This window comes from Bacillus sp. Medicinal_06, assembly GCF_056711665.1.
In genome coordinates this window covers 25,836-48,996 of the sequence record NZ_JBWYHD010000007.1, presented here as the reverse complement: position 1 = coordinate 48,996, position 23,161 = coordinate 25,836, and the positions used below count along the sequence as shown (strand labels likewise).

Sequence of the window (23,161 nt, the reverse complement as noted above, 5' to 3'; positions counted from 1 at the left end):
CACCCTTGTTATAAGAAATGTACGAAAGTAAAGAAATATGAAAAATAATTAATTTATTAAAAAACAAGTTAGATCCCAAAGTTCACATGTATACTGTATACAAATTTAGTTTACATAATTGCAATTATCAAAACTAAATAAATTACTTAAAGTATTTTATAAATGGGACAAGTATAAGAAACGAAATCACTTTTTTTGAATTAAATATAATAGTATAGATAAGTGAGGTGAATTTTTTGTATCCATTTATTAGGAAAATTTGTAAACTTCTTTCTGTTTTTGGTCCTACTCCTGATCCTATATCTACTCCTTGCACTGTTTCCACAGCTACATTTAGTAATTTGTCCCCAATTGTTCTACCATCCGAAGGCCCAGCAATACCATATCCATCTAGTATTCATGTTACAGGTTTATCGGGTGAGGTTACTCAAATTACAGTGACATTAATTGGCCTGACTCATATATTCCCTGATGATGTTGATATCTTGCTTGTAGGACCACAAGGGCAAAACGTTATTCTTATGGCGGATGCGGGAGGTGGGTTCGAGGTTAATAGTGTTATATTAAATTTTAACGATTCTGCACAAACTTTACTTCCTGACGAAAGTCAAATCGTCTCTGGTACATTTCAACCAACCAATTATCTTGGTATTGATCCTATACTTATAGATACTTTTCCTTCTCCAGCACCACCACCTCCATATGGATCGACTTTAAGTGTTTTCAATGGAATAGATCCAAATGGTGTATGGAATCTCTTTGTATTTGATGACTTTGTTGTATTTGAAGGTTCTATTATAGGATGGACACTAAATATTACTACTACTTTTTGTTCTTAAAAAATCGTGATTTTTAGATTATTGTAATAAACCGGTTTATTACAATAAAGAAGGATATGGAATAATCCTTTTTGGTTTTGACATTTTTCTAATGTAAGGCATGTATTTTTCTTATACTGGAAATCGACTTTTTTAGGTTGAAATTCGCTTAGTATACCGCCGGCATTAACGAAATGTTGGCGGTATACTTTATTTAAGAAAAGTATCATGTATACTCAACAAGTAGCTTTTACATATGACCAGCCTCTTGCATGTTTTAAAGTAATATCGATAAACATTGATAAAGATGGAGAAACCCACTTGTTTGTATGATAAATAACTTGAGAGAAAATCTGTTTAAAATCACCATCGCAGGGGATAACCTTTAACCTTTCTTCTAGGATTTCGTCCTTTACAGTCATTAACGGTAAATAAGAAATATCAAGCCCTCTCATTACACAACGTTTAATCGCCTTGATACTCCAAAGTTCCATGGTGTAGGCAGGTACGCTTTCCCATCCTCGAAGATATTCTTCAAATATTTTTCTGTAACTACATTCTTTCTCGGTGGTAATCAAACACTCGCTTATTTTTTGACTGTCGTAGCTTTTATCTAAAACATTCAAATGTGGGTGAGATTTTGAAACGTATTCACTATGGCTGGTTTATTCTTTCCATAACATAAATGTATATGTGAAGGATTGTTATAGTTGATGGGAATTTTAAAATATAGATTTTATATTTTACGTGCATTTTATCTTTATCTCATTTTGGTACAATGAGTGTAAAGGAAAGGTATAGTAAAAAATTGTAGGATTGAACAGTATAAAAATAAAAAGTAAATGTAATCATTAGGGAAAGATAGGAGAGAACTATGCAAAAAACAATTCTGATTGTAGAAGATGAAGATATTTTACGTGAAATAGCTAAGGATTATTTATTGAATGAAGGATATGAAGTGTTAGAAGCAGCAGATGGAAAAGCAGCTTTAACTATATTTGAAGAACATGAAGTACATTTAATTATTTTAGACATTATGTTGCCAGAGTTAGACGGATGGTCTGTTTGTAGAAGGATTCGTAAATCATCCAACGTGCCTATCATCATGTTAACAGCTCGTGTGGATGAGGATGATACATTACTTGGCTTTGAATTAGGCGCAGATGATTATGTTACAAAGCCGTATAGTCCACCAATTTTATTAGCGAGAGCAAAACGATTAATTGAAAGTAGGTATACTTCTACAGTTAATGTATCTAGCGAAGACACATTAACCAGTAGTGGCATCCATGTACATTTTCCCTCACGTACAGTAATTGTAGATGGGGAAGGTATAAGTTTAACACATACGGAATTTGAAATATTAACGTATTTAATGCAAAATCAAGGGATTATTATTACGAGAGAACAACTAATCACTAAAATTTGGGGTTATGAATTTGCTGGTGATGATCGTACAGTCAATAGTCATATCCGTAATTTGCGTCATAAATTAGGACATAAAGCAACTTGTATTGTAACTGTTGTCCGAGCTGGTTATAAATTTGAGGGGCAGGCATGAAAAAAGGAATTGTATTAAAATTATTTTTGCTAACAACAGCGTTATGCACACTTATTTTAGCAACTATTTTTATTGGACAAACTCTATTTTTTAAGCAATACTATGCGAATCGAAAAGTTAATAATATTAAAACAAGTATTCAATCTTTTGAAAAAGCATATGTAAAGGCTGGGGAGGATGCGGAAAAAATTCAAGAATTGGAACAAACTTTCTATCAGGAGCATGCGACATGGATTACAACGCTAGATAGTTTAGGGAATATTAAGTATGTCAATGATTTTTCTGTTGAAATTCAACTAGAACCTTCTCGAAACAAGTTTTTTTCTAATCATTTAATTAAAATCCCATTGTATAATTTAACCGAATTAGATGATACGAAGAGGATAAAATTTAGTTTAGAGCAGGGGGATCGTATTATTATTGATGGGGTACAAAAAGGTGATACAATAGTCCCTGCAATTTTAAGAGTGGAAAATAAGAACGTTGAGCTGGAAAATAAACAATTAGCAGATAAGTTATATGGGAAACCAAATGTAACAGAATCTACACCGAAAGAAAGTTCAATATATTTAGTAGGAAATATTGAAAAAGTAAAATTACCTGAGGGTAATGTAAGGACGAACTTTATTTATACAAATCATGTGTTTATAGATAGGATAAAAAACTTTCAAGTAAATTTAGTATTAAATGAAAATCATAATAAGTTGAGCTCTACGGAAATTAGGGATTATGAACAAAATGATATTAAATATAAAATATTAATTAAACCGACAAAAGATGCAAATGGTAAAACAAATTATATTTTTGCTATGACATCATTACAGCCAGTTGATGAAGCTGTGCAAATGATAAAAGATTATTATATATATTTAATTATATTTGTATTGCTTCTTATTGTTTTGGCATCATTCTATTACTCAAAAAAAATTGCTGAGCCATTATTACAAATAAACGATACTACAAAAAAAATTGCGAATTTGGATTTTTCAGAGACGATACCTATTACGACGAAAGATGAAATAGGTAATTTATCACAGAATATCAATACACTTTCTAAAACTTTGCATTCGTATATTAACCAATTGCAACAAGATATAGAGAAAGAAAAACAATTAGAAAATACACGTAAAGAATTTATTTCTGGTGTTTCACACGAGTTAAAGACACCTTTAAGTATAATGAAGAGTTGTATTTCCATTTTAGAAGATGGTGTTGCTAGTAATAAAAAAGATTACTACTTTAAAGCAATGTCAAAAGAAGTAGATAAGATGGATATGCTTATTATTGATATGCTGGAATTAGCAAAATTTGAATCCGGTACGTATAAAATGGAAATGGATGTTTTCTATATTGATGAGATTATTGAATATATATGCGAACAATTAGCCTTGGATATAACTGCTAAGCAATTACATGTTTATAAACAACTTTCTAAAGTTGAGGTAGTGGCAAATCAACATCGAATTGAACAGGTGATTACTAACTTTATTACCAATGCGATTCGTTACACGCCAGAAAATGAAAAGATTATTATTTCTACTATAGAAGAAAATGAACGTGTAAAAGTATGTGTCGAAAATAAAGGAGTTCATATTGCATCGGAACATTTGGAGAAAATATGGGATCGCTTTTATCGTGGAGATGTTTCACGTCAACGTTCCCAAGGTGGAACTGGATTAGGTCTTGCTATTTCCAAGAATATTTTAGAGTTGCATGGTGTGGAGTATGGCGCATTAAATACAGAAGATGGAGTATTATTTTTCTTTTATTTAAATAAAAACGTGTAGAGTTTTCGTTCTACACGTTTTTTATTATTTTTAAACAAAATCGACATTATCTGCATTTTATCTTTATCAGTACTCATTAATATTTTCATTAGAAAATGAATTGAAGTCTGATAAGGAGAGTGTTGAAATGAAAAAAGTAGCAATATTGCTCTTATTTATAATCTTACTAATAAGTACAGGCTTTTGGTTATTGAATGCTAAAGCACAAAAAAATGTAACAAGTAATGATTTACGCTTGAAAGGAAGAACAATTGTAATTGATCCTGGTCATGGTGGAAGAGATAGAGGGACGAAAGGAAAGAAGCTAGGCACAATTGAAAAGGATCTTAATTTAAAAGTGGCTCAAAATATAAAAAGAGAGCTAGAGGAAAGAACGGATGCAAAAGTTATATTGACACGTGAAAATGATACTAGTTTACTTTCAGAAACAAAGCAAAAAGAAGAATTACAAGCGCGTGTCAAAGTAGCTAAAGACCATTCTGCGGATCTTTATATCAGCATTCATCATGATGCTTTTGAGGATATAAATGTAAAAGGAATCACAACTCATTATGGAGCTAATAAAAATGGGGATTTTACAGTTTAATAAATCATATGGGGAAAACAAGCCATTTAATGCGGATGATGCAGAAGCTATGCAAAAAGAGATCGAATGGAAAAAATTTACTAAAGATATAGAGAATCGGATACATGTATTAGATTCAGTTTCCATCATTAAAAAATAATAAAAACATATGTAATGCAGAAAAAACCAGGGTGATTTTAAGAATTTATCCTGGTTTTTTCATTTTGTGATTTAAAGTGCAATTTTATATAATAATGTTGTCATTTATCGTAAGTATAGGATTAAGTAGTGCCTATAATTAAGGTGTTGAACTAGTAGATAAATACTTTCCAACATACAGACCACTTGCTGCTGCTTGAGATAATGAATGAGTAATGCCTGAACAATCTCCAATCAAATACAAGCCCTTAATAGTTGTCTCAAACCTTTCATTGATTTTAATCGTAGGAGCATAAAACTTCCCATCAATTCCATATAGTAAGGTATCTTTATCAATAGGTTCTTCAATAAATTTTTCTAAACGTAACAAAAATTCTTTGAGTCCTTCAATATATAACGGAGGGATCTCTTTATGAAGGTCTCCATAGTCCCCTTGTAGTGTAGGTTGTATACGATTATATTGCATCATCTTTTCTACTGTAGGTTGTCTTTTTAATAAATCCTCTAAGCGCTGCACAACAATTCGATCCTGTCCCTGATTAATTCCTTTAATAATTTTCTTTGCGTATAAATCGGCTTCTTTAAGAGTAGGGAAATAGCACGGGATAAATAAAGTGAAATTTAAGTTGGAAGTGCCAGTCCCTTGTTCTCGAAAATTTTGTCCATCAGGCATAACTAATCCTTCTTCGTACTTACGAATTATACGTCCTTTTGGATTCATACAGTAAGTAGTTGCTGTGAAATTGTTATATTGATAAGAAAGTTTTGTTTCAAATGTGTCTTTTAATATCGAGCGTAATTGATGTTCTTTCATCTCTACTCGAATACCTAAATCTACACGAGCTTGCTCCTGTATAATCCCAAGAGAAGAGCATTTTTCTTTTAACCAGTCTGTCCCAGAACGCCCAGTTGCAAATACCACTTGTCTAGAGTGAATAACCTCTTGATTTGTAGTTATTTTAAAATGTTGTTCCTGTTTAACGATATGTTGTACATCTATGTGAAATTGGATATCTATCTTGTTACATAAAAATTCATAGAGTTGCTGAAAAATTTTTGTTGAAAGTGTAGTACCTAGATGTCTTACTTGTGTTGTTAACATCTGTAAATCGCATGCCTCAGCTTTTTGGGTAAGGCTTAGATTCTCTGTTGAATATTTTGGAGTTATGTCCCCACCAAAACGACATAGAACCTCGTCTACCTCATCCATTAGTTTTAGAAAAGTTTTTTTACCTATTTTTTGCTCTAGTTCTCCTCCGAACCCATTTGTGTAATTAAATTTCCCTTCAGATTTCCCTAAACCACCAAAGCCAAAATATTTATCACATGTATTACAAGTACATAAATTGCCCGTATCTAAAGGACAGTTTCTATGTTCTAATGGTTTGCCTTTATCAAGAATTAATATTTTTTGATTGCTTTTAGCTAGTACATAAGCCATAAAAACAGCACTTACTCCAGCACCGATGATTGTAACATCATACATATTCTTTCACCTGCTATTGAATAGTTTGTTTGCTATTTTTCTAGTGTATAACAAATTTTAAAAGTTAGGAAATAGCTTACATTGATTAGAGAGGCAACTGTTTTTTTATTTTATACGTTATTTAAGGGTCAATAGATTAATCTTTAATTGATTTCGACATTATCTGCATTTTATCTTTATCTTTCTCTATTAATCTATTTATTGTAAGAACTGGTTTAAAATAATGAATCACCTAATAAAAGTTCAGCTTTATAAATAATTCATATAAAAATCAATAGAGAAAGGATAGATAAGTAATGAAAAAATCACGGAGTAAGGATAAAACAAGTAGAATAATTAAAATAGTAATACCACTAGGAGTTGTTCTAGCAACGGCATTTTACATGTTCTTTTTAATTGGAACATTGAGCTCTACTCCTGCGAAAGGGATAGCTAAAGAAAATGTCAAACAAGTTAACACGCAACAAGAAAAGAAAAATGAAACATCACCGACAAGACAAAAAAGACCTGATGGAAAACCAGTAGGAAAAGTTGTTTATTTGACATTTGATGACGGTCCTAGCACATTAACAGGTCAATTTTTAAATGTATTAAAAGAACATAATGTTAAATCAACATTTTTTATGCAAGGAAGTAATTTGCAAAATACAAGTTTTCAGGAAAACGTAAAACGTACAGTAAAAGAGGGACATTATATTGGAGCACATAGTATGACACATAATAGTAACAAGCTATATAAGAACGGACAATTTGTACCAGAGATGAAAGAAGCATTAGCTCTTATCCATGATATTACAGGCACAAATCCTAAATTAGTACGTCCGCCATATGGTTCTGCACCAGGATTAAAGAGTGAAGAAATTCGGAATCAAATTGTAGAAGCTGGAATTAAAGTTTGGGATTGGACAATTGACTCTAATGATTGGAAATTAAAAGATAATCCAAACCAAATTATAGAAAATGTAAAGATGGCAACGACAGAAGAGGTAGAAGTTGTTCTGATGCACGAAAAACCACAGACATTACAAGCACTGCCGGAAATTATTAAATTTTATAAGGAACAAGGATATGAATTTGGTGTATATAATGATACGGATCATTTTCATCTGAATTTCCAGAAAGATCACCGTTTGTAACATAAAATGTTCTAAAAGCTTTTAAAACATATATTTATATAAAACATAATTTAGAGATTAATAGTTGAAATTTAATGTACAATAAAATCAATAGAGTAGATTGCCAATAGAAAAATTAGAAGCGAATGATAAAATACCTCCTTTGGAATAATCCAGAGGAGGTATTTTATTATTAAAATTTAAACGATACTATTCATCCGTGAATGATGGTATAGGTACTACGGAGGTGTCTTTGTGATTTATGAGCGTATGTCTTTGGCATAACATTGTGGTGTTCTTTTCAGGATATAGATTAATAGTTGGAGATAAATATAAGGTGCAGATTAGGTTGGATTGAATTAAAGAATAAAAAAGTATCGAAGAGGAGTTCTAAACTTTTTAAGTAGTTTATGAAAGAACCAGTATTTACTTTAGGAGCTCTCTTGACAAATTTCTATCTTAATGATTATGTATTGATACTATAATTTGGATATAAATTCACTAACTATATAATACTGATGATGTAGATGTGATGAAGGCACGTTTTGTTATTAATATAAATGCATCTAATATGATATAAACAAGGGTTAACTCTATTGTTCGTTTACAATTATTAAATTTCTTTATTTAGAATAATGCAAACGGAATAAAGGTGTTAGATATAAAGTTTTTATAGGAGACATATAATATCTTCTGAAATACAAAATAGAAAGGGAGAAACTATTTAATTTGTTTCTCCCTTTCTATTTTGTCAAACAAATGTAACAAATGATTAGTATGATTTAAATCAATGAAAGATATATGGATAAGCCTATGGAAACATAAAGAATTCGTTTAAGTATCTGTTAAGTAGATATTTAACACATTCTATAGTGGTTATTTGTTAGGAGGAAAAGTAATTGTATAATAAAACAATTTTAGTTACTGGTGGTACAGGCTCTTGGGGCCATGAACTTATAAAACGATTATTAAAAGAATCTCCAAAAGAAATACGAATTTTTTCAAGAAATGAAACAGTTCAATTTGAAATGGGACAACAATTTGCTAATCATGATAATTTGAAATTTATTATTGGAGATATTCGTGATAAAGAGCAATTACATTCTGTTTGTAAAGGTGTTCATTATGTGTTCCATCTTGCTGCTTTAAAACATGTTCCGGTATGTGAATATCATCCTTATGAGGCAATTAAAACAAATATACATGGAACACAAAACGTAATTGAAGCATCCATTCAAAATGAAGTAGAAAAAGTAATATATGTTTCGACAGATAAAGCTGCTGACCCATCGAATACATATGGGATGACAAAAGCAATTGGAGAAAAGCTTATTATTCATGCAAATTTGCAGACAAAGAAAACAAAATTTATTTGTGTACGTGGTGGAAATGTTTTGGGGTCAAATGGAAGTGTAGTCCCTCTTTTTATAAATCAAATCAAGGAACATTCAAGAGTTGATATTACAGATTTAGATATGACGAGATTTTTCTTAACAATTGAGGAGGCAATTGAATTGTTATTTAAAGCGACATACGAAGGAAGAGGTGGAGAAATCTTTGTGATGAAAATGCCAGCTTGTAGAATTATAGATTTAGCAGAGGTTTTAATTGAGAATTCCCAAAACACAAATGTACAAATAAAAGAATCGGGGATTCGTCCAGGCGAAAAGTTAAGTGAAATGCTACTTTCTGAAGTTGAGAGTAGAACAAGTATATGTTTTGATGAAGACTATTTTGTCGTATTGCCTACTATTCATATAGGAGGTCTTCAAGAGTACTATTCAAATTATCCGCGTGTTACGTTACAAAACTATAATTCTCAACAGGAACTACTTAAAAAAAATGAAATAAAGCATATGTTACAACGAGGAGGTTTTGTATCATGAACAGAAATGCATGTCTTTTGATAACTGGCGCAAATGGTTTTACAGGGCAGCATGCCTATCGATATTTTTCTGAACTTGGTATAAATGTCATTCCCATGTTTCACAATCACTCTCAGATAACTCATTCAAACAATGGTGTTGTTTGTGATTTAACAAATAAAACTGAGGTGATGAATCTAATTAAAAAGATAAAACCTGATTACGTACTACACCTAGCAGGACGTAATTCTGTTTTAGAGTCGTGGAAGCAACCTCTTGAATATGTGGAAGTTAATATAATGGGAACTTCTTATTTATTAGAAGCACTGAGACAAGAAGTACCAAATTGTAAGACAGTTATTCTTGGTTCAGCCTTACAATCTGATTTTACAAAAAATACAATTCCTCCTCATCCGTATAGTTTAAGTAAAACTATACAAGCAATGATTGCGGATGCTTGGGGGGAATTAATAGGTTCGAATATTGTGATAGCAAAACCTTCAAATTTAATCGGACCAGGGGAATCAAAAGGTATATGTTCTCTTATTGGGAAGAAGTTAATAGATATTAAAATGGAAAAATGTGAGCCTGTTATTGAGATTCATAATCTACAAGATACAAGAGATTTTTTGGATGTCCGTGATGCAGTTGCTGCTTATCACATATTACTATGTGAAGGTGAAGCAGGAAAGAAATATGATATTGGTTCAGGAACAAAAAGGTCTTTATCAGAAGTGCTAAAAGAATATAGGGAAATAACGAAGCTAGATTTTCAGGTGGAGGAAACAAATAATAGGAAGAATAAAGATCAATCGGATTTAGTTCTAAATGATATTAGACAACTAGGTTGGACTCCTAGAATTCAGTTTACTGACTCATTAAAAGATATATTGAAATACATGAGGGGAAATATACGAGTACGGTGAAACTTTCCTTATTTTGAAGATGTATAAAATATAAAAAAGTTAGAGTGTTAACTTTTTAAATACACAATAAAGGAGGGAATCATATATGAACAAAAGAATTCTTTTCACTGGAGGCGGTACAGCAGGACACGTTATGGTTAATGTGGCACTAATCCCCAAATTTATTGAAAAGGAATGGGATGTTCAATATATTGGATCTCAAGATGGAATTGAAAAATCGTTAATTACAAATACACAATATCAAAGTATTTCAACAGGAAAACTTAGACGGTATTGGGATTGGAATAATGTGAAAGATCCTTTTAAAATTATAAAGGGATGTCTACAGAGTTATAGATTAATGAAGAAAATGAGACCGGATGTTGTATTTTCAGCAGGTGGATTTGTATCTGTTCCTGTAGTTATAGGAGCGTGGTTGAACAAGATACCTATTATTATACGTGAACCAGATAGTACTTTAGGGCTTGCCAATAAAATAGCGCTGCCTTTTGCTAAGAAAATTTGTATAACTTTCCCTGGTACAGAAAAGAAACTAAATCCCCAAAAAACGATTTATATAGGTCCAATTGTGAGAGAAGAAATTCAAAAAGGTAATGTATCACGTGGAAGAGCTTATTGTGGATTTCAAATAAATAAACCTGTGCTATTAGTAATGGGTGGAAGTCAAGGTGCGCAGTGGATAAATGGTATGGTCAGAGATAATTTAAATAAATTATTAGAGAAGTTTAATATTGTGCATATGTGTGGAAAGGGAAAAATGGATCCATCCATTCAGGCAGAAGGCTATAAACAGTTCGAATATGTAGGAGAGGAATTACCGGATATACTTAATCTTGCGAGTGTTGTTGTTTCAAGGGCAGGTTCTACTGCTATTTCTGAATTATTGGTTTTGAAAAAGCCGATGCTTTTAATCCCGCTCACTAGTGGTTCTAGTAGAGGAGATCAAATTATAAATGCGGAATATTTTCGGCATTCAGGTTACGCTGAAGTATTACTTCAAGAAGATACAACAGACTACAAATTTATTAATTCGATAAATCAATTATATAATGACAGAGAAAGATATATTCAAAATATGAACAATTATAGAAGAAAAGATAATGAGGGAACTACTCAATTAGTTGATTTAATCTGTGAAATGGTTAAGTAATGAGAAGGGTTATACACGTAAGGATTAACAAATTGCATGACTGAATTAAGCTTTTGTGTTCGGAGAAAAGTTATCTTTATGGAGAAGATCAGCCATTTAATACTGATGATGCAAAAGCTGTACAAGCAGAGACTAAATAGGTGAAACTTATTAAAGATATGGGAAATCAGGTGGATTTAATTGATTCACTTTCAATCATAAAGAGGGTGTTGCAAAACTCATAAATATCCAAAGATGAATGCATAAAGAAATCCGTCTTCCTGGAAAAACGATAGTATTCCAAACTATCTCCAGAGAGGACGGATTTACTAGTATGATAACCACTTTTGAGGAAAGTCAATCGATTTTACATAGTTTTTTTGATTTATAACATTGCATGTTTATTTTAGTTTGGCAATACTCTCGATATAGTTTGTAGATACAGTATTTTTGCATTTTTTCGATTCTATCAGGTTGTAAAAAATACGAAGAAGTGTTATTTTTTAAGGAGTATTTAAGGTTATATCTGTATAATAAAAATAGATATGAGGATTGAGAGTATAATGTTTTTACTGATGCGGGGTGAAACAAAGAAACAAAAAGAAAAGAGGAAATAAATTGCATTTGGATGTTGTAGCTCAGAAACAAAGAAGAAATGAATTGCGTTTTAATTTTTCTGTTCAGCAGACAAGAAAGAACCCATTACTTTCTTTCATTATTAGCGGAATGTGGACCATTTTTTTAGAAACGTTGTTTTTTATCACGCTAGGCTATTTTGAATTAGAGAAGACTAAGCTATTTTTTAATGAGGGAATCACATTAAGTATAGTTACTATAATTTTATGGAGCATACTATTTTTTATTGCTTATTTGAATAAAGGGATGATCAATAGACTTAGACCAGCTATAGGAATTCATATTTTATTGTTTGTAATAGCTCATTTAATAGCTTGGCTTTATATATTCATACAAGAAAATATGAATTTTTTACTTGTGAATAATTGGATTTATTTGCAGTATGCACAGTACCTATTCAGCTTGGTATTTATTTATATGGTATATGTTTTAGTTTATAATTTAATTGGTAAAATTTTACTAAGCATAATATTAACTAGTTGTTCTTTAATTATTCTAGCGATTGTTAATTATTTCAAAAGTATGTTCAGAGGAGAGCCGCTTTATCCGTCTGACTTTACACAAATCGGGCATATGCAGTCCGTTATACCGATGGTTATGGATTATTTTAGTTTGAAAAATATATTGATAGTAATCATTAGTATAGCTTTATTTATATTTGTAGTTTTTTATATTCGAAAACACATTAAATCTATAAAAATCCATATTAGTATGAGGATTGTTTTAATATGTGCATCCGTGTTTATGGTATATTCGTTTAGTAATTACCCTAATACATTTGTGAATAAGTTATTTGCAAAAGGGGGGATATACTTCCCTTTGTGGAATCAAAATATGAACTATGGTCAAAATGGTTTGGTTTTGGGGTTCTTAAGTAACTTAGATACAACGGTCATACAGGAACCAGAAGAATATTCAAAAGAAAATATGCTTCAAATTGCAGAGGATATAAAGAAACAATATGGCGATAATGTGGGAGAACAAAAAAAAGCAGAGAAACCGAATATTATATTTCTTATGAGCGAGGCTTTTTGGGATCCTACAAAATTAACGAACCTTTCATTTAGTGAAGATCCGGTGGCGAATTTACATCATTATATTGAGAATTTTCCAGGGGGACAAACAATAGCTCCTACATTTGGGGGAAATACAGCGAATACAGAATTTGAAGTGTTAACGAGTTATTCAATGAGTTTGTTAATGCCTGGTTCTATACCATATCAACAAGCTGTTACAAGTCAGAAAGAAATTCCATCCATCGCAAGTGAATTGAAAAAGCAGGGGTACTATGCGAGTGCAATTCATGCTTTTAATCGAGCGTTTTATAAACGGGACGATGTATATAATACATTTGGATTTGATCACTTTAATGCAGAAGATACGATGAAAAATAAAGAATTAGCTGGAGACAATATTAGTGATTTATCTATGAGTAAAGAAATAATAGATGAATTGAATAAGAGAAAAAAGCCTACATTTATTCATGCGGTGACGATGCAAAATCATTTTCCATATAATCCAGGGCGGTTTGAAGAAAATAAAATAGAAGTTAGTGGATTAACAAATGAAGAATCAAAAGCAGAATTAGAAATCTATACGGAAGGTGTAAGGCGTTCGGATGAAGCTCTACAATATTTAATAGAACAGCTTAATGGGTTAGAAAGACCTACTTTATTAGTCTTCTTTGGGGATCACTTGCCAGTGTTAGGAACGAATAAGGCTATTTATAAAGAGGCTGGATATATAGAAAATGAAGAAACTTTAAGTGAAAAATTAATTATGTCAGAAACGCCATTACTAATGTATGCAAACTTTGATTTGCCAAATGATAACTTAGGATTAGTAAGTCCGATTTATTTTTCAAATCTTGTTCTTGATTATGCTGGATTAAATAAATCACCATTCTATCAGTTTTTATCGGAACTACACAAAGAAATACCAGTGCTTAAAGATGATTTAAAGGTCGATAAAAATGGAGAAGAAATAAAAGATTTAACTCATAAACAAAAAGAAATGTTAGAGCAATATAAACTTATTCAATATGACTTACTTGCTGGAAAGCAATATAGTAAGGACATATTATTCAAATAAGCGAAAAGAAAGGGTGCCCTATAAAGGCAGCCTTTCTTTTACTTAGTAGATAACATTTTATCATTTTGTACCTCTGATTCATTAGGGGAAAAATAATCATTTCTTAATATTCCCCATAAATAACCTGCACAAGCTCCAAATATTGCAGGGAAAATCCAGCCCATTCCCACCGTATATAATGGAATAAAATGATAAAGGCTTTCGATAACATGTATTTCAATGCTACTTTGCTTCAAACCATCAACGATACTAATGAAAGCTGTTCCTGCTAAACTACCTACGTAAACAGATGAGTATCCCTTAAAATATTTGTGGAAGAAAGATAAAATAATTAAAACGATGGTTAAAGGATAAATCATAGTTAATATTGGAACAGAAAATAATATAATTTGAGTTAAACCTAGGTTAGCAAGAGACATACTAATGAAACAAAGAATTCCAATCCATGTTTTATAACTAAAATACGGTATAATTCTAGAAAAATATTGACCACAAGAAGTGATAAGGCCAATGGATGTCGTTAAGCAAGCAAGAGTAAATACTAATCCTAATAGGATACTACCCGAATTCCCGAATAAATGAGTAGTCACAGCCGTTAAAATAAGTCCGCCATTTTCAGTTGAAGGAAGCAAAGACTGGCTAGTAGCTCCTAAATGTCCTAACATCAGATAAATAATTGCTAAAAAAACACCTGCGATTATCCCTGTTCTAATAGTAATATGCGTTATCTTTTTTGCATCATGGATACCTCTTTTTTTAATGGCTGTAATAACAACACTTCCAAAAAGAAGGGCAGATAAAGCGTCCATTGTTAAGTAACCATCTATAACGCCTTTAAATATAGCAGTATGTTCATACTTTTGAGATGGTATTCCGTATTCTCCAATTGGATGGAATATACTTTGAATAAATATAATCGCAATAATTCCTAGTATAATGGGAGTTAAAACTTTACCAATTCGATCAAATAATTTAGAAGGGTTTAGACATAACCAAAAATTTAAAGAAAAATAAAGAATGGTATAAATAAAAAGCGATAAACTTTGGGTCTTTAACTCATTTGGAAGAAACGGAACAGCTCCCATTTCAAAAGCTACACTTCCTGCACGTGGAATAACTAAGAATGGACCTAGACATAAGTATGTTATGAGTGTGAAGGTAATTGAAAATTTTGGATGTACATGATTGGTTAATGCCTGTAAACTTCCGAACTTAGCGATAGCAGTTACACCTAATATTGGTAGACCAACTGAAGTAATAAGAAACCCCATCATTCCTTCCCAAATATTTGATCCAGCGGTATGTCCTAAGGAAGGGGGGAAAATCAGGTTGCCTGCTCCAAAAAATAGAGCGAATAACATAAGACCGATGTATAAGTTATCTTTCATTGAAAAACTTTTCATTTTTTATTCCTCCTGTTTTCATCTTTTTAATGTCTTTTGAATTAATTCTTACGTAGAAATAGAAAAATCTCACCTCCACAATCAAATACGCATAATATGCTTGATTGCTGAGGCGAGATTATCGCGGTACCACTCAGTTTCTCTATTTCCTCACGGTAAATAGACTCAGTAAGTCACTATGACTTTAGTTCAGTAACGAGAACTATATCGTTGCTTTCTACTGGATATGATTTTCTATCTTTCAAAAGCAAAGCTCCAAGACTACCTTCAAGGAGGTCTCATAGTCGTTCTCTCAGCCAGTGGAACGATTCTCTGTGTATGAGAATTCTCTTTTACTCCTTCTTTTCAACGCCATTATGTATTCAATTCATAAAAAAAGCCCCAACATTTGATTCATTTCTGGAAAATCAATCAAATGTTGGGGCGAGGTTATCACGGTACCACCCAACTTTTCTATTTCCTCACGGTAAATAGACTCAGTAAGTCACTATGACTTTAGTTCAGTAACGAGAACTATATCGTTGCTTTTTATTGGATATAATTTTTCCATTTTTCAAAAGCAAAGCTCCAAGACTACCTTCAAAGAGGTCTCATGGTCGTTCTCTCAGCCAGTGGAACGACTCTCTGTGTATGAGAATTCTCTTTTACTCCTTCTTTTCAACGCCATTATGTATTCAATTCATATAAAAAGCCCCAATATTTGATTCTGAAAATCAAATATTGGGGCGAAAGTATCACGTTACCACCCAATTTTCCTATTTCTCTCACGAAAAACAGGCTTTATAAGTTTAACGAATAAAATTAAACTTAGGTCTGCTAACGGGACCAACCGTTACTTACTAATCTAGACACGAAATAGCTATTTCACAAGTAAAGCTCCAAGGCTACCTTCAATGATTTGACCGTTACCACCCTTTCAGCCTTGGGGCAGCTCTCTGATACGCTCCTAACCATCTACTCTCCTCTTCATCGCAGATAAAATCAGCACAAATTGCATTTGTTTAAGTTGTTATAACGGATTATAAAAAAATATAAGCTATTTTGTCAATACATTTTTTGAGCAACTCATCATTTCGTATTGTTAGGATTTGATTGAAAGGCGAGATTCCTATGTATAAAAATACTAGTGTTAATTAAATTTAGTAGACTATTCCTATGATTTTTACGGTTAAGGAGAATTGCTTCATTCTAAGATTGCATTTGGTATTTCCATATTTTCTTGGAGTACACGATGAGATAGAAAAGAGATGTTGATATTTAGTCTTAGAATCAATGGCGAGTAACTATTTCTATATTTAAAAAATATTTATTGGTAATTTAAATAGTGAAAATGTTGCTGTTTGTTACTAATACATTTAGTATTCCCTAATCGATTAATCTATATTAATTTCCAAGAAAAGTAATTGTATTTTTCAGATAAATCAATTATTATAAAATAAGTAATTTTATGAAGAAAGGAAGATAGGGGGATTTGTTCTAATTGTTAGGAATGATTTTAGAGCAGCTTTAAAAGAGAAAAAATGACGCCTGCTTTATCATTTTGTTACCTAATAGGAATTGTAGTATCATATTTTGCTGATGAATTGTGGATGAGGAGGAAATCTAGTGGCAAATAAAGAACTGAAAAGGGGATTGGAAGCGCGTCATATTCAAATGATTGCTTTAGGCGGTACAATTGGTGTTGGTTTATTTATGGGGTCAGCCAGCACGATTAGGTGGACAGGTCCATCAGTAATGCTTGCTTATGCAATTGCAGGGATTTTTATATTTTTCATTATGCGTGCGATGGGGGAAATGTTGTATGTAGAGCCAGGTACAGGCTCATTTGCGACATTTGGCCATAAGTATATACACCCATTAGCGGGATACATGACGGCATGGAGTAACTGGTTCCAGTGGGTGATCGTTGGGATGTCAGAAATTATAGCGGTTGGGGCATATATGCAGTATTGGTTCCCAGATCTGCCAGCTTGGGTGCCAGGTGTCATCACAATGGTGATTCTTGGTGCGGCAAATTTAATTTCTGTTAAATCATTTGGTGAATTTGAATTTTGGTTTGCAATGATTAAAATCGTTACGATTGTGTTAATGCTCATTGCGGGATTTGGACTTATTTTCTTCGGATTTGGTAACGGAGGGAGTGCGATAGGATTATCTAACCTTTGGGAAAACGGCGGTTTCTTTACGGGCGGCTGGTCAGGGTTCTTCTTTGCTCTATCGCTAGTTGTTGGAGCTTATCAAGGCGTTGAATTAATTGGAATTACAGCTGGTGAAGCAAAAGATCCGAAAAAAACGTTAACGAAAGCAATTCAAAGTACAATTTGGCGTATTTTAATCTTCTATATTGGTGCAATTTTTGTTATTGTAACTGTTTACCCTTGGGATCAGCTGAATTCAATTGGTAGCCCGTTTGTAGCGACTTTTGCGAAAATTGGGATTACGGCAGCTGCTGGATTGATTAACTTTGTCGTAATTACAGCTGCAATGTCTGGCTGTAACAGTGGTATTTATAGTGCAGGACGTATGCTTTATACATTAGGAATGAATGGGCAAGCGCCAAAATACTTCACAAAAATTTCCCGTAACGGTGTACCTTTATTTGGTACGGTTGGTGTGTTAATTGGTTTAGCAATTGGCGTTGTTTTAAGTTATATTGCACCAAAAAACTTATTCGTGTATGTATACAGTGCGAGTGTACTTCCTGGTATGGTTCCGTGGTTTGTCATCCTGATTAGTCAAATTCGATTCAGAAAAGCAAAAGGAGCTGAAATGGAAAATCACCCGTTCAAAATGCCTTTTGCACCTGTTACAAACTATGTAACGATTGCCTTTTTAATTATGGTATTAATCGGTATGTGGTTCAATGAAGATACACGAATTTCACTTATTGTAGGTATTGTTTTCCTAGCAATCGTTGTCATTAGTTTTTATGCTTTTGGAATAGGAAAACGTGTTCCAGTAGATGTTCAAACAGAGAATGAAGTGGTTAACCGTTAATTCGCTTCGGCTGGTTAACATTTCTCTCATTAATAACATTAAAAATTTTGATGTAGGTATAAAGAATATATCAGAGAGCTCATATCAAGCAAACAACCAATGAGAAATACTCATTAGGCTGTTTGCTTTTTTCTATTGTTCTTTTTATTTTTTAGTAGTAGCAATTACTTAGAAGCACTATTTTTTACCTGTAAAGTGGATGAGTAAAAAGTTGTGAAAGTGGATGGTCCTTTTGAAATAGATATCCCTTATTATAAAAGAGGAGGGTAGTATGTTTTAAGTATCTTGATTATGTTCTCATCCAAAAAATATAAAGTTTTTAAGTTAAACGATTCGGTTTTCTGTTCAAATAGACTGGTTTTAGAAAGGAGAAAGGCAATGAAATTTGCAATTTTATTAGTTATTATTATTGTAATTGCATCACTTTTAGGAACGGTGTTTGTTACAAGAAACGCGGAGGAAAATTACGGTCAGTCTACGAAGCAGAATGTGAAGAATTTGTCTGCTATTTATATCGTCCTTCTTTTAAGTCTGCTTATAGGAGTTACGTGGTATGCGGTTGCTGTCTTGTAGTCTTTCTACTTTTGATAAATAGGTAGCCTAAATGAAATGTTTATTTTTTAACACTATTCTTTTTATCTTGCATTGACAGGCGGTAAGACTCCTACCTCAAAGTTTAGTAAAAGCAAAGAGGTTAGGTGAGAGTTGAGCTGTCCGTAAAAAACCGATTGGTGAGGGTTAATAATCAGTGCGGGATGAAGAAAACCTCCTGCTGATTAAAGTTTTACTGTTTAACGTAAAGAAGCTTCATTCCTCAATATGTGAATGTACAATAGGGGTGAAAATTCAATTTGTATATATGTTTAGTTACTACTCCTCACATTGTAGAATGAGTGAATATTTTCATAGCTGGGGATGAATGGGGCAAACTATGCTAAATGAAAACAGGAAAATACTTAGTATATAACAAACAGAGGTTAACATCTTAATTTTATTTTAATTAATAAAAAGACTGCTGATAAGGGGGAGGGAATTAGATGGAATGGAGACCCAATCGTGCAGATAAAACGCCAGTCTATAAACAAATTGCTGACTATATAGAACGGGGAATTTCTTCAGGAGAATTTTCTTCAGATAGTATGTTACCTTCGGAACGTACTTTAGCAAAAGAGTTGCAAGTGAACCGCAGTACGGTAGTAGCAGCATATGAGGAACTGAAATCACTTGGGGTAGTAGAGAGAAAAAAAGGAAGTGGGACACGTGTAAACACAGATATATGGGGGGTATCACGTAAACGTACGCCAAACTGGGGGAGATATGTAGAAGATGGTTCATTCCTTCCGAATCTGCCGCTAGTTCAACAAATTCGAACGGAAACACAAAAGGATGATTTGATTAATTTAGCAAGTGGTGAGTTGTCACGGGATTTGTTTCCTGCTGACCAGTTTCGCTGGATTCTCTCAGAACAAATATTTATGGAGAATCTAGGATATGATCATCCGCAAGGAAATGAAAAGTTAAGGGAAACGATCTCTTCACATGTGGATAAATATAAAAATATCGCTGTTGATCCATGTTCCATTCTAATTACATCAGGAGCTCAACAAGCGCTTAACCTTATCGTTCAATGCTTGCTTAAACCAGGAGATGCAATTGCGATTGAAGATCCATCTTATTGTTTTTCACTTCCGATGTTTAAGTCTGCCGGGTTAAACATATACCATTTACCTGTGGATCAACATGGCATGAATCCAGATGATTTGATAGATTTACACAGAAAGCACCGAATTCGAATGGTATTTCTAAATCCGGATTATCAGAATCCAACAGGAACGGTCCTTTCAATGTCTCGTCGCAAAAAGGTTTTGGAATTGTCATCTGAATTTGGTATACCGATTGTGGAAGATGATCCTTATAGCTTAACTTCGTTTAATGGTGAAGTAAATCTAACCTTAAAATCTATGGATACGAATGGAAATGTTTTATATATTAGTTCATTATCGAAAATTGTAGCATCTGGATTGCGAATTGGGTGGGTGATTGGTCCGCCTCGTGTCATTGAACGTTTAGCAGATGCAAAGCAACAAGTAGATTTTGGACATAGTGTCTTTCCTCAATGGATAGCGAATCAATTTTTAGAATCAGAAAATTTTCATGCGCATATTTCTATGCTTCGGGAACAATTGAAACAGAGAAGGGATCAAATGGTCACCAGTCTTAGTGAACTGTTAGATGAGCGGGTTGAATTTTTTGTCCCAGAGGGTGGAATCCATTTGTGGTGTAAAGTGAAGGATTCATTTCAGGAATATCACTTATTAGGAAGTGCGATACAAAACGGGATAGCGTTTGTTCCTGGAAGTGTTTTGGGTTCGAGAAAAGAATATGTACGTTTTACTTTTGGAAGAGCGAACACAGACCTCATAAATTTAGGTATTACAAGATTTGCGGAGGTTTTAAATAGAAGTCAATAATATGAATTTACAATGTAACGGAGATGATAAAATATGACGACCTGGTTTGTAATTATGTTAGCTCTTTTCGGTGGACTTAAAATATTAGTTTCAAGCATTCCAAACTCTGTTGTGGAGTCTTTTGTCAGTAGATTTGAACTACATCCACAACTTAATGAGGAAGCTGCCACTGTAACGGTTGATGGAAAACGCTTAGATGGGGAAGATGAGATTCAAATAATTAATCAGTTTAACGAAGCAATATTTTTAGAGAAATACTATTTTCCGCCACAGCATGAAGGGATTCCATTGGTGATTGAAACAAAGAGAGGTAAACATGATGTTAAGTTTTCGATTTACAGTTTCGATGATCGTGTCGATGTGATTAAACAACATAAAAAGAAAGTAGTTGCGTATAGTTTACGTTCAAAAACACTTCAAAGCCGTCCTTTGTTAGTAGCGGGAGATGTAGTTTAACGGATTGTCAAAGAGACAGTCTAAAACCCATATACAAAGACAAATCATAATGAGAAGGAGCAATTCGAATGAGTTGCTCCTTTTTGCAATGCAACAATATTTAGTGTAACGATATTATTCGTATCTTAAACTATTAGAAAGCTGTTCAATAGTTTCCCAATCATTAACGATAATTTGTTTTTTTTCTTTACGGATTGTATTCGATACACTTAATTTTTCAATGACACGATTTAAGTGACGAGTTGTAGTACCGATAAGTGAAGCGATTTCGTGATGATCTGTTGTACGAATTTCTCTCCCAAATAGTTTAGAAGTATTTCGTATTGTACATAAGTAACTTGCAAATCGTGTTTCCACTGAAGCTAGTAAATTTATACGTGAAGCAGTCGTACATGTTTGTAATTTATAAGTCACGTGGCATAGGAGCTCTTGTAAAAAGGAAACTTCATGCAAAAGTTTCTTTTTGACGTATTGTCTATCGATAAAGATAAAATCTGTTTGTTCCTCGGTAGTTACATGTGATTGTATGTTTACATTTTGAATGAGTTCAATATCACCCATCATAGAAACAGCTGAACAAAATCGAAGTAATAGTGCTTTTCCTGTAATGACGTTTGTTGTTATTTTTGTACGTCCAGATATTTGAATGTACAAGCCGTCTATAGCTTCCCCCTCGTGTAAAACAATTTCTTTCGCATCGTATCGCCGAATTTGAAATGGATGATCAAGATGTGTAAAAAGTTTCTGTATATGTTCATTGGCTAAGTATGTTGATAGCAGCAATTCGTCTTCAATTTTTTTCATCATTATTCTCCTTTTTCGGACATCTGTCCTGTTCATTATAAAGGAATTCTTTTACATTAAAAAGAAAGGAGCGATGTATATGAAATTTGTTTTTGATATTGATGGTACAATTTGTTTTAAAGGAAAACCAATAACGGAAGGTATAATTCAAGCATTAGATACTTGTCATGCAAGAGGGCATGAAATCATATTTGCATCTGCTAGACCAATAAGAGATTTACTACCTGTGATACCAAGACATATGCATCACTATTCAATGATTGGTGGAAATGGGGCGTTTGTTGCAAAAGAAGGAAAAGTCACTCAGGTTACACCATTTGATAAATCAACAATGAAGTCTATTCGATCATTAATAGAGGAGCATAACCTTACTTATTTGATTGATAGTCAATGGGATTATGCTTATACGGGAAGTGAAAATCATCCAATTTATCGCAACATAGATCCCGATAAATTAGCTGCTAATGTATCGATTGATTGCATCGAGGAAATGGTGAAAGTTGTGTTGTTTCCTGATGGGAATGAAGAAGAATTAGTGCAAGTGTTAAATGAACTACCTGTGCAAATATACGTACATCATCAAGAGGACATTATTGATATAAGTCCATTAGGAATTGATAAATGGCAAGGGTTACAAAATTTAGGAATAGAAGAAGGGTCATTCATCGCTTTCGGTAACGATGCAAATGATGTATCAATGTTTTTGTATGCGAAAGAGGGAGTTTGTATTGGTGAGCATAAAATGCTGCGCTCCGTTGCATCTATGAGCCTACAGAGTAATGAGCAATGTATTATTGAAAAGATTATTAAGTTATCAGACATAGAATCTAGAAATGTATGGGATTTAATGAAGAACCTTTAAAGCAAATTAGAACTTCTAATTTGCTTTTTC

The 23,161-nt window shown here is 32.8% G+C and carries 18 protein-coding genes, 1 pseudogene and 3 other annotated features; of the genes and pseudogenes, 15 read left to right on the top strand and 4 right to left on the bottom strand.

Annotated elements, in window-relative coordinates:
- Positions 1-236: 236 nt before the first annotated feature.
- Positions 237-839 (top strand): hypothetical protein, encoded by a 603-nt coding sequence (locus AC1M36_RS17760; protein WP_431613428.1) that lies wholly within the window; start codon positions 237-239, stop codon positions 837-839.
- Positions 840-1,054: 215 nt separating this feature from the next.
- On the opposite strand, the gene AC1M36_RS17755 is transcribed toward AC1M36_RS17760, so the two are convergent.
- Positions 1,055-1,444, bottom strand: a complete 390-nt coding sequence (locus AC1M36_RS17755; RefSeq protein WP_336453162.1) for a LysR substrate-binding domain-containing protein — start codon at positions 1,442-1,444, stop codon at positions 1,055-1,057.
- Between the two features lie 248 nt (positions 1,445-1,692).
- Between AC1M36_RS17755 and AC1M36_RS17750 the strand changes: the two genes are divergently transcribed.
- The 4 genes and pseudogenes from AC1M36_RS17750 to AC1M36_RS17735 all read left to right on the top strand — a co-directional run bounded on the left by AC1M36_RS17750 (position 1,693) and on the right by AC1M36_RS17735 (position 4,891).
- Positions 1,693-2,379, top strand: a complete 687-nt coding sequence (locus tag AC1M36_RS17750; protein ID WP_479846084.1) for a response regulator transcription factor — start codon at positions 1,693-1,695, stop codon at positions 2,377-2,379.
- The gene (locus AC1M36_RS17745) at positions 2,376-4,166 is read left to right on the top strand and encodes a sensor histidine kinase (RefSeq protein WP_336453160.1); all 1,791 of its coding nucleotides are present in this window, start codon (positions 2,376-2,378) and stop codon (positions 4,164-4,166) included. Before AC1M36_RS17750 ends, AC1M36_RS17745 begins: the two co-directional genes overlap by 4 nt.
- 127 nt (positions 4,167-4,293) lie before the next feature.
- Positions 4,294-4,740, top strand: a pseudogene (locus AC1M36_RS17740) (N-acetylmuramoyl-L-alanine amidase family protein); the annotation flags it as partial.
- On the top strand, positions 4,733-4,891 hold the full coding sequence (locus AC1M36_RS17735) for a hypothetical protein (protein WP_336453159.1): 159 nt from the start codon (positions 4,733-4,735) through the stop codon (positions 4,889-4,891). The pseudogene AC1M36_RS17740 and the gene AC1M36_RS17735, both read left to right, overlap by 8 nt.
- 138 nt (positions 4,892-5,029) lie before the next feature.
- On the opposite strand, the gene AC1M36_RS17730 is transcribed toward AC1M36_RS17735, so the two are convergent.
- Positions 5,030-6,376 carry an NAD(FAD)-utilizing dehydrogenase gene (locus AC1M36_RS17730; RefSeq protein ID WP_336453158.1) on the bottom strand — a complete coding sequence of 449 codons (1,347 nt, stop codon included), beginning with the start codon at positions 6,374-6,376 and terminating at the stop codon, positions 5,030-5,032.
- Between the two features lie 296 nt (positions 6,377-6,672).
- Between AC1M36_RS17730 and AC1M36_RS17725 the strand changes: the two genes are divergently transcribed.
- From AC1M36_RS17725 to AC1M36_RS17705, 5 genes are all read left to right on the top strand, one after another.
- A complete protein-coding gene (locus AC1M36_RS17725) occupies positions 6,673-7,512 on the top strand; it encodes a polysaccharide deacetylase family protein (protein ID WP_336453157.1) in 840 nt (279 codons plus the stop codon).
- Between the two features lie 878 nt (positions 7,513-8,390).
- The gene (locus tag AC1M36_RS17720; RefSeq protein WP_336453156.1) at positions 8,391-9,377 is read left to right on the top strand and encodes a UDP-N-acetylglucosamine 4,6-dehydratase family protein; all 987 of its coding nucleotides are present in this window, start codon (positions 8,391-8,393) and stop codon (positions 9,375-9,377) included.
- Entirely contained in the window at positions 9,374-10,282 is a 909-nt protein-coding gene (locus AC1M36_RS17715; RefSeq protein ID WP_336453155.1) for an NAD-dependent epimerase/dehydratase family protein, read from the top strand. Before AC1M36_RS17720 ends, AC1M36_RS17715 begins: the two co-directional genes overlap by 4 nt.
- A gap of 85 nt (positions 10,283-10,367) precedes the next feature.
- Positions 10,368-11,432, top strand: a complete 1,065-nt coding sequence (locus tag AC1M36_RS17710; RefSeq protein WP_479846083.1) for an undecaprenyldiphospho-muramoylpentapeptide beta-N-acetylglucosaminyltransferase — start codon at positions 10,368-10,370, stop codon at positions 11,430-11,432.
- A 597-nt stretch (positions 11,433-12,029) separates the two neighbouring features.
- The gene (locus tag AC1M36_RS17705; RefSeq protein ID WP_479846082.1) at positions 12,030-14,138 is read left to right on the top strand and encodes an LTA synthase family protein; all 2,109 of its coding nucleotides are present in this window, start codon (positions 12,030-12,032) and stop codon (positions 14,136-14,138) included.
- Positions 14,139-14,176: 38 nt separating this feature from the next.
- Here the strand turns inward: AC1M36_RS17705 and brnQ are convergent, their stop codons facing one another.
- Positions 14,177-15,541, bottom strand: a complete 1,365-nt coding sequence (brnQ, locus tag AC1M36_RS17700; protein WP_479846081.1) for a branched-chain amino acid transport system II carrier protein — start codon at positions 15,539-15,541, stop codon at positions 14,177-14,179.
- A gap of 105 nt (positions 15,542-15,646) precedes the next feature.
- Positions 15,647-15,899, bottom strand: a binding site (T-box leader).
- A gap of 58 nt (positions 15,900-15,957) precedes the next feature.
- Positions 15,958-16,211: a binding site (T-box leader), on the bottom strand.
- A gap of 48 nt (positions 16,212-16,259) precedes the next feature.
- Positions 16,260-16,520: a binding site (T-box leader), on the bottom strand.
- Between the two features lie 626 nt (positions 16,521-17,146).
- Here brnQ and AC1M36_RS17695 point away from each other — a divergent pair.
- The 4 genes from AC1M36_RS17695 to AC1M36_RS17680 all read left to right on the top strand — a co-directional run bounded on the left by AC1M36_RS17695 (position 17,147) and on the right by AC1M36_RS17680 (position 21,465).
- Complete coding sequence (locus tag AC1M36_RS17695; protein WP_336453151.1) at positions 17,147-18,538, top strand: amino acid permease; 1,392 nt, start codon at positions 17,147-17,149, stop codon at positions 18,536-18,538.
- Between the two features lie 378 nt (positions 18,539-18,916).
- A complete protein-coding gene (locus AC1M36_RS17690) occupies positions 18,917-19,111 on the top strand; it encodes a hypothetical protein (protein WP_336453150.1) in 195 nt (64 codons plus the stop codon).
- A gap of 464 nt (positions 19,112-19,575) precedes the next feature.
- A complete protein-coding gene (gene pdxR, locus AC1M36_RS17685) occupies positions 19,576-21,009 on the top strand; it encodes a MocR-like pyridoxine biosynthesis transcription factor PdxR (RefSeq protein WP_479846080.1) in 1,434 nt (477 codons plus the stop codon).
- A 33-nt stretch (positions 21,010-21,042) separates the two neighbouring features.
- The gene (locus AC1M36_RS17680; RefSeq protein ID WP_336453148.1) at positions 21,043-21,465 is read left to right on the top strand and encodes a YfmQ family protein; all 423 of its coding nucleotides are present in this window, start codon (positions 21,043-21,045) and stop codon (positions 21,463-21,465) included.
- A 114-nt stretch (positions 21,466-21,579) separates the two neighbouring features.
- On the opposite strand, the gene AC1M36_RS17675 is transcribed toward AC1M36_RS17680, so the two are convergent.
- Entirely contained in the window at positions 21,580-22,269 is a 690-nt protein-coding gene (locus AC1M36_RS17675) for a Crp/Fnr family transcriptional regulator (RefSeq protein WP_336453147.1), read from the bottom strand.
- 73 nt (positions 22,270-22,342) lie between these two features.
- On the opposite strand from AC1M36_RS17675, the gene AC1M36_RS17670 reads away from it, so the two are divergent.
- Positions 22,343-23,131: an HAD-IIB family hydrolase gene (locus tag AC1M36_RS17670; protein ID WP_336453146.1), complete on the top strand. Its 789-nt coding sequence runs from the start codon at positions 22,343-22,345 to the stop codon at positions 23,129-23,131.
- Positions 23,132-23,161 lie beyond the last annotated feature (30 nt).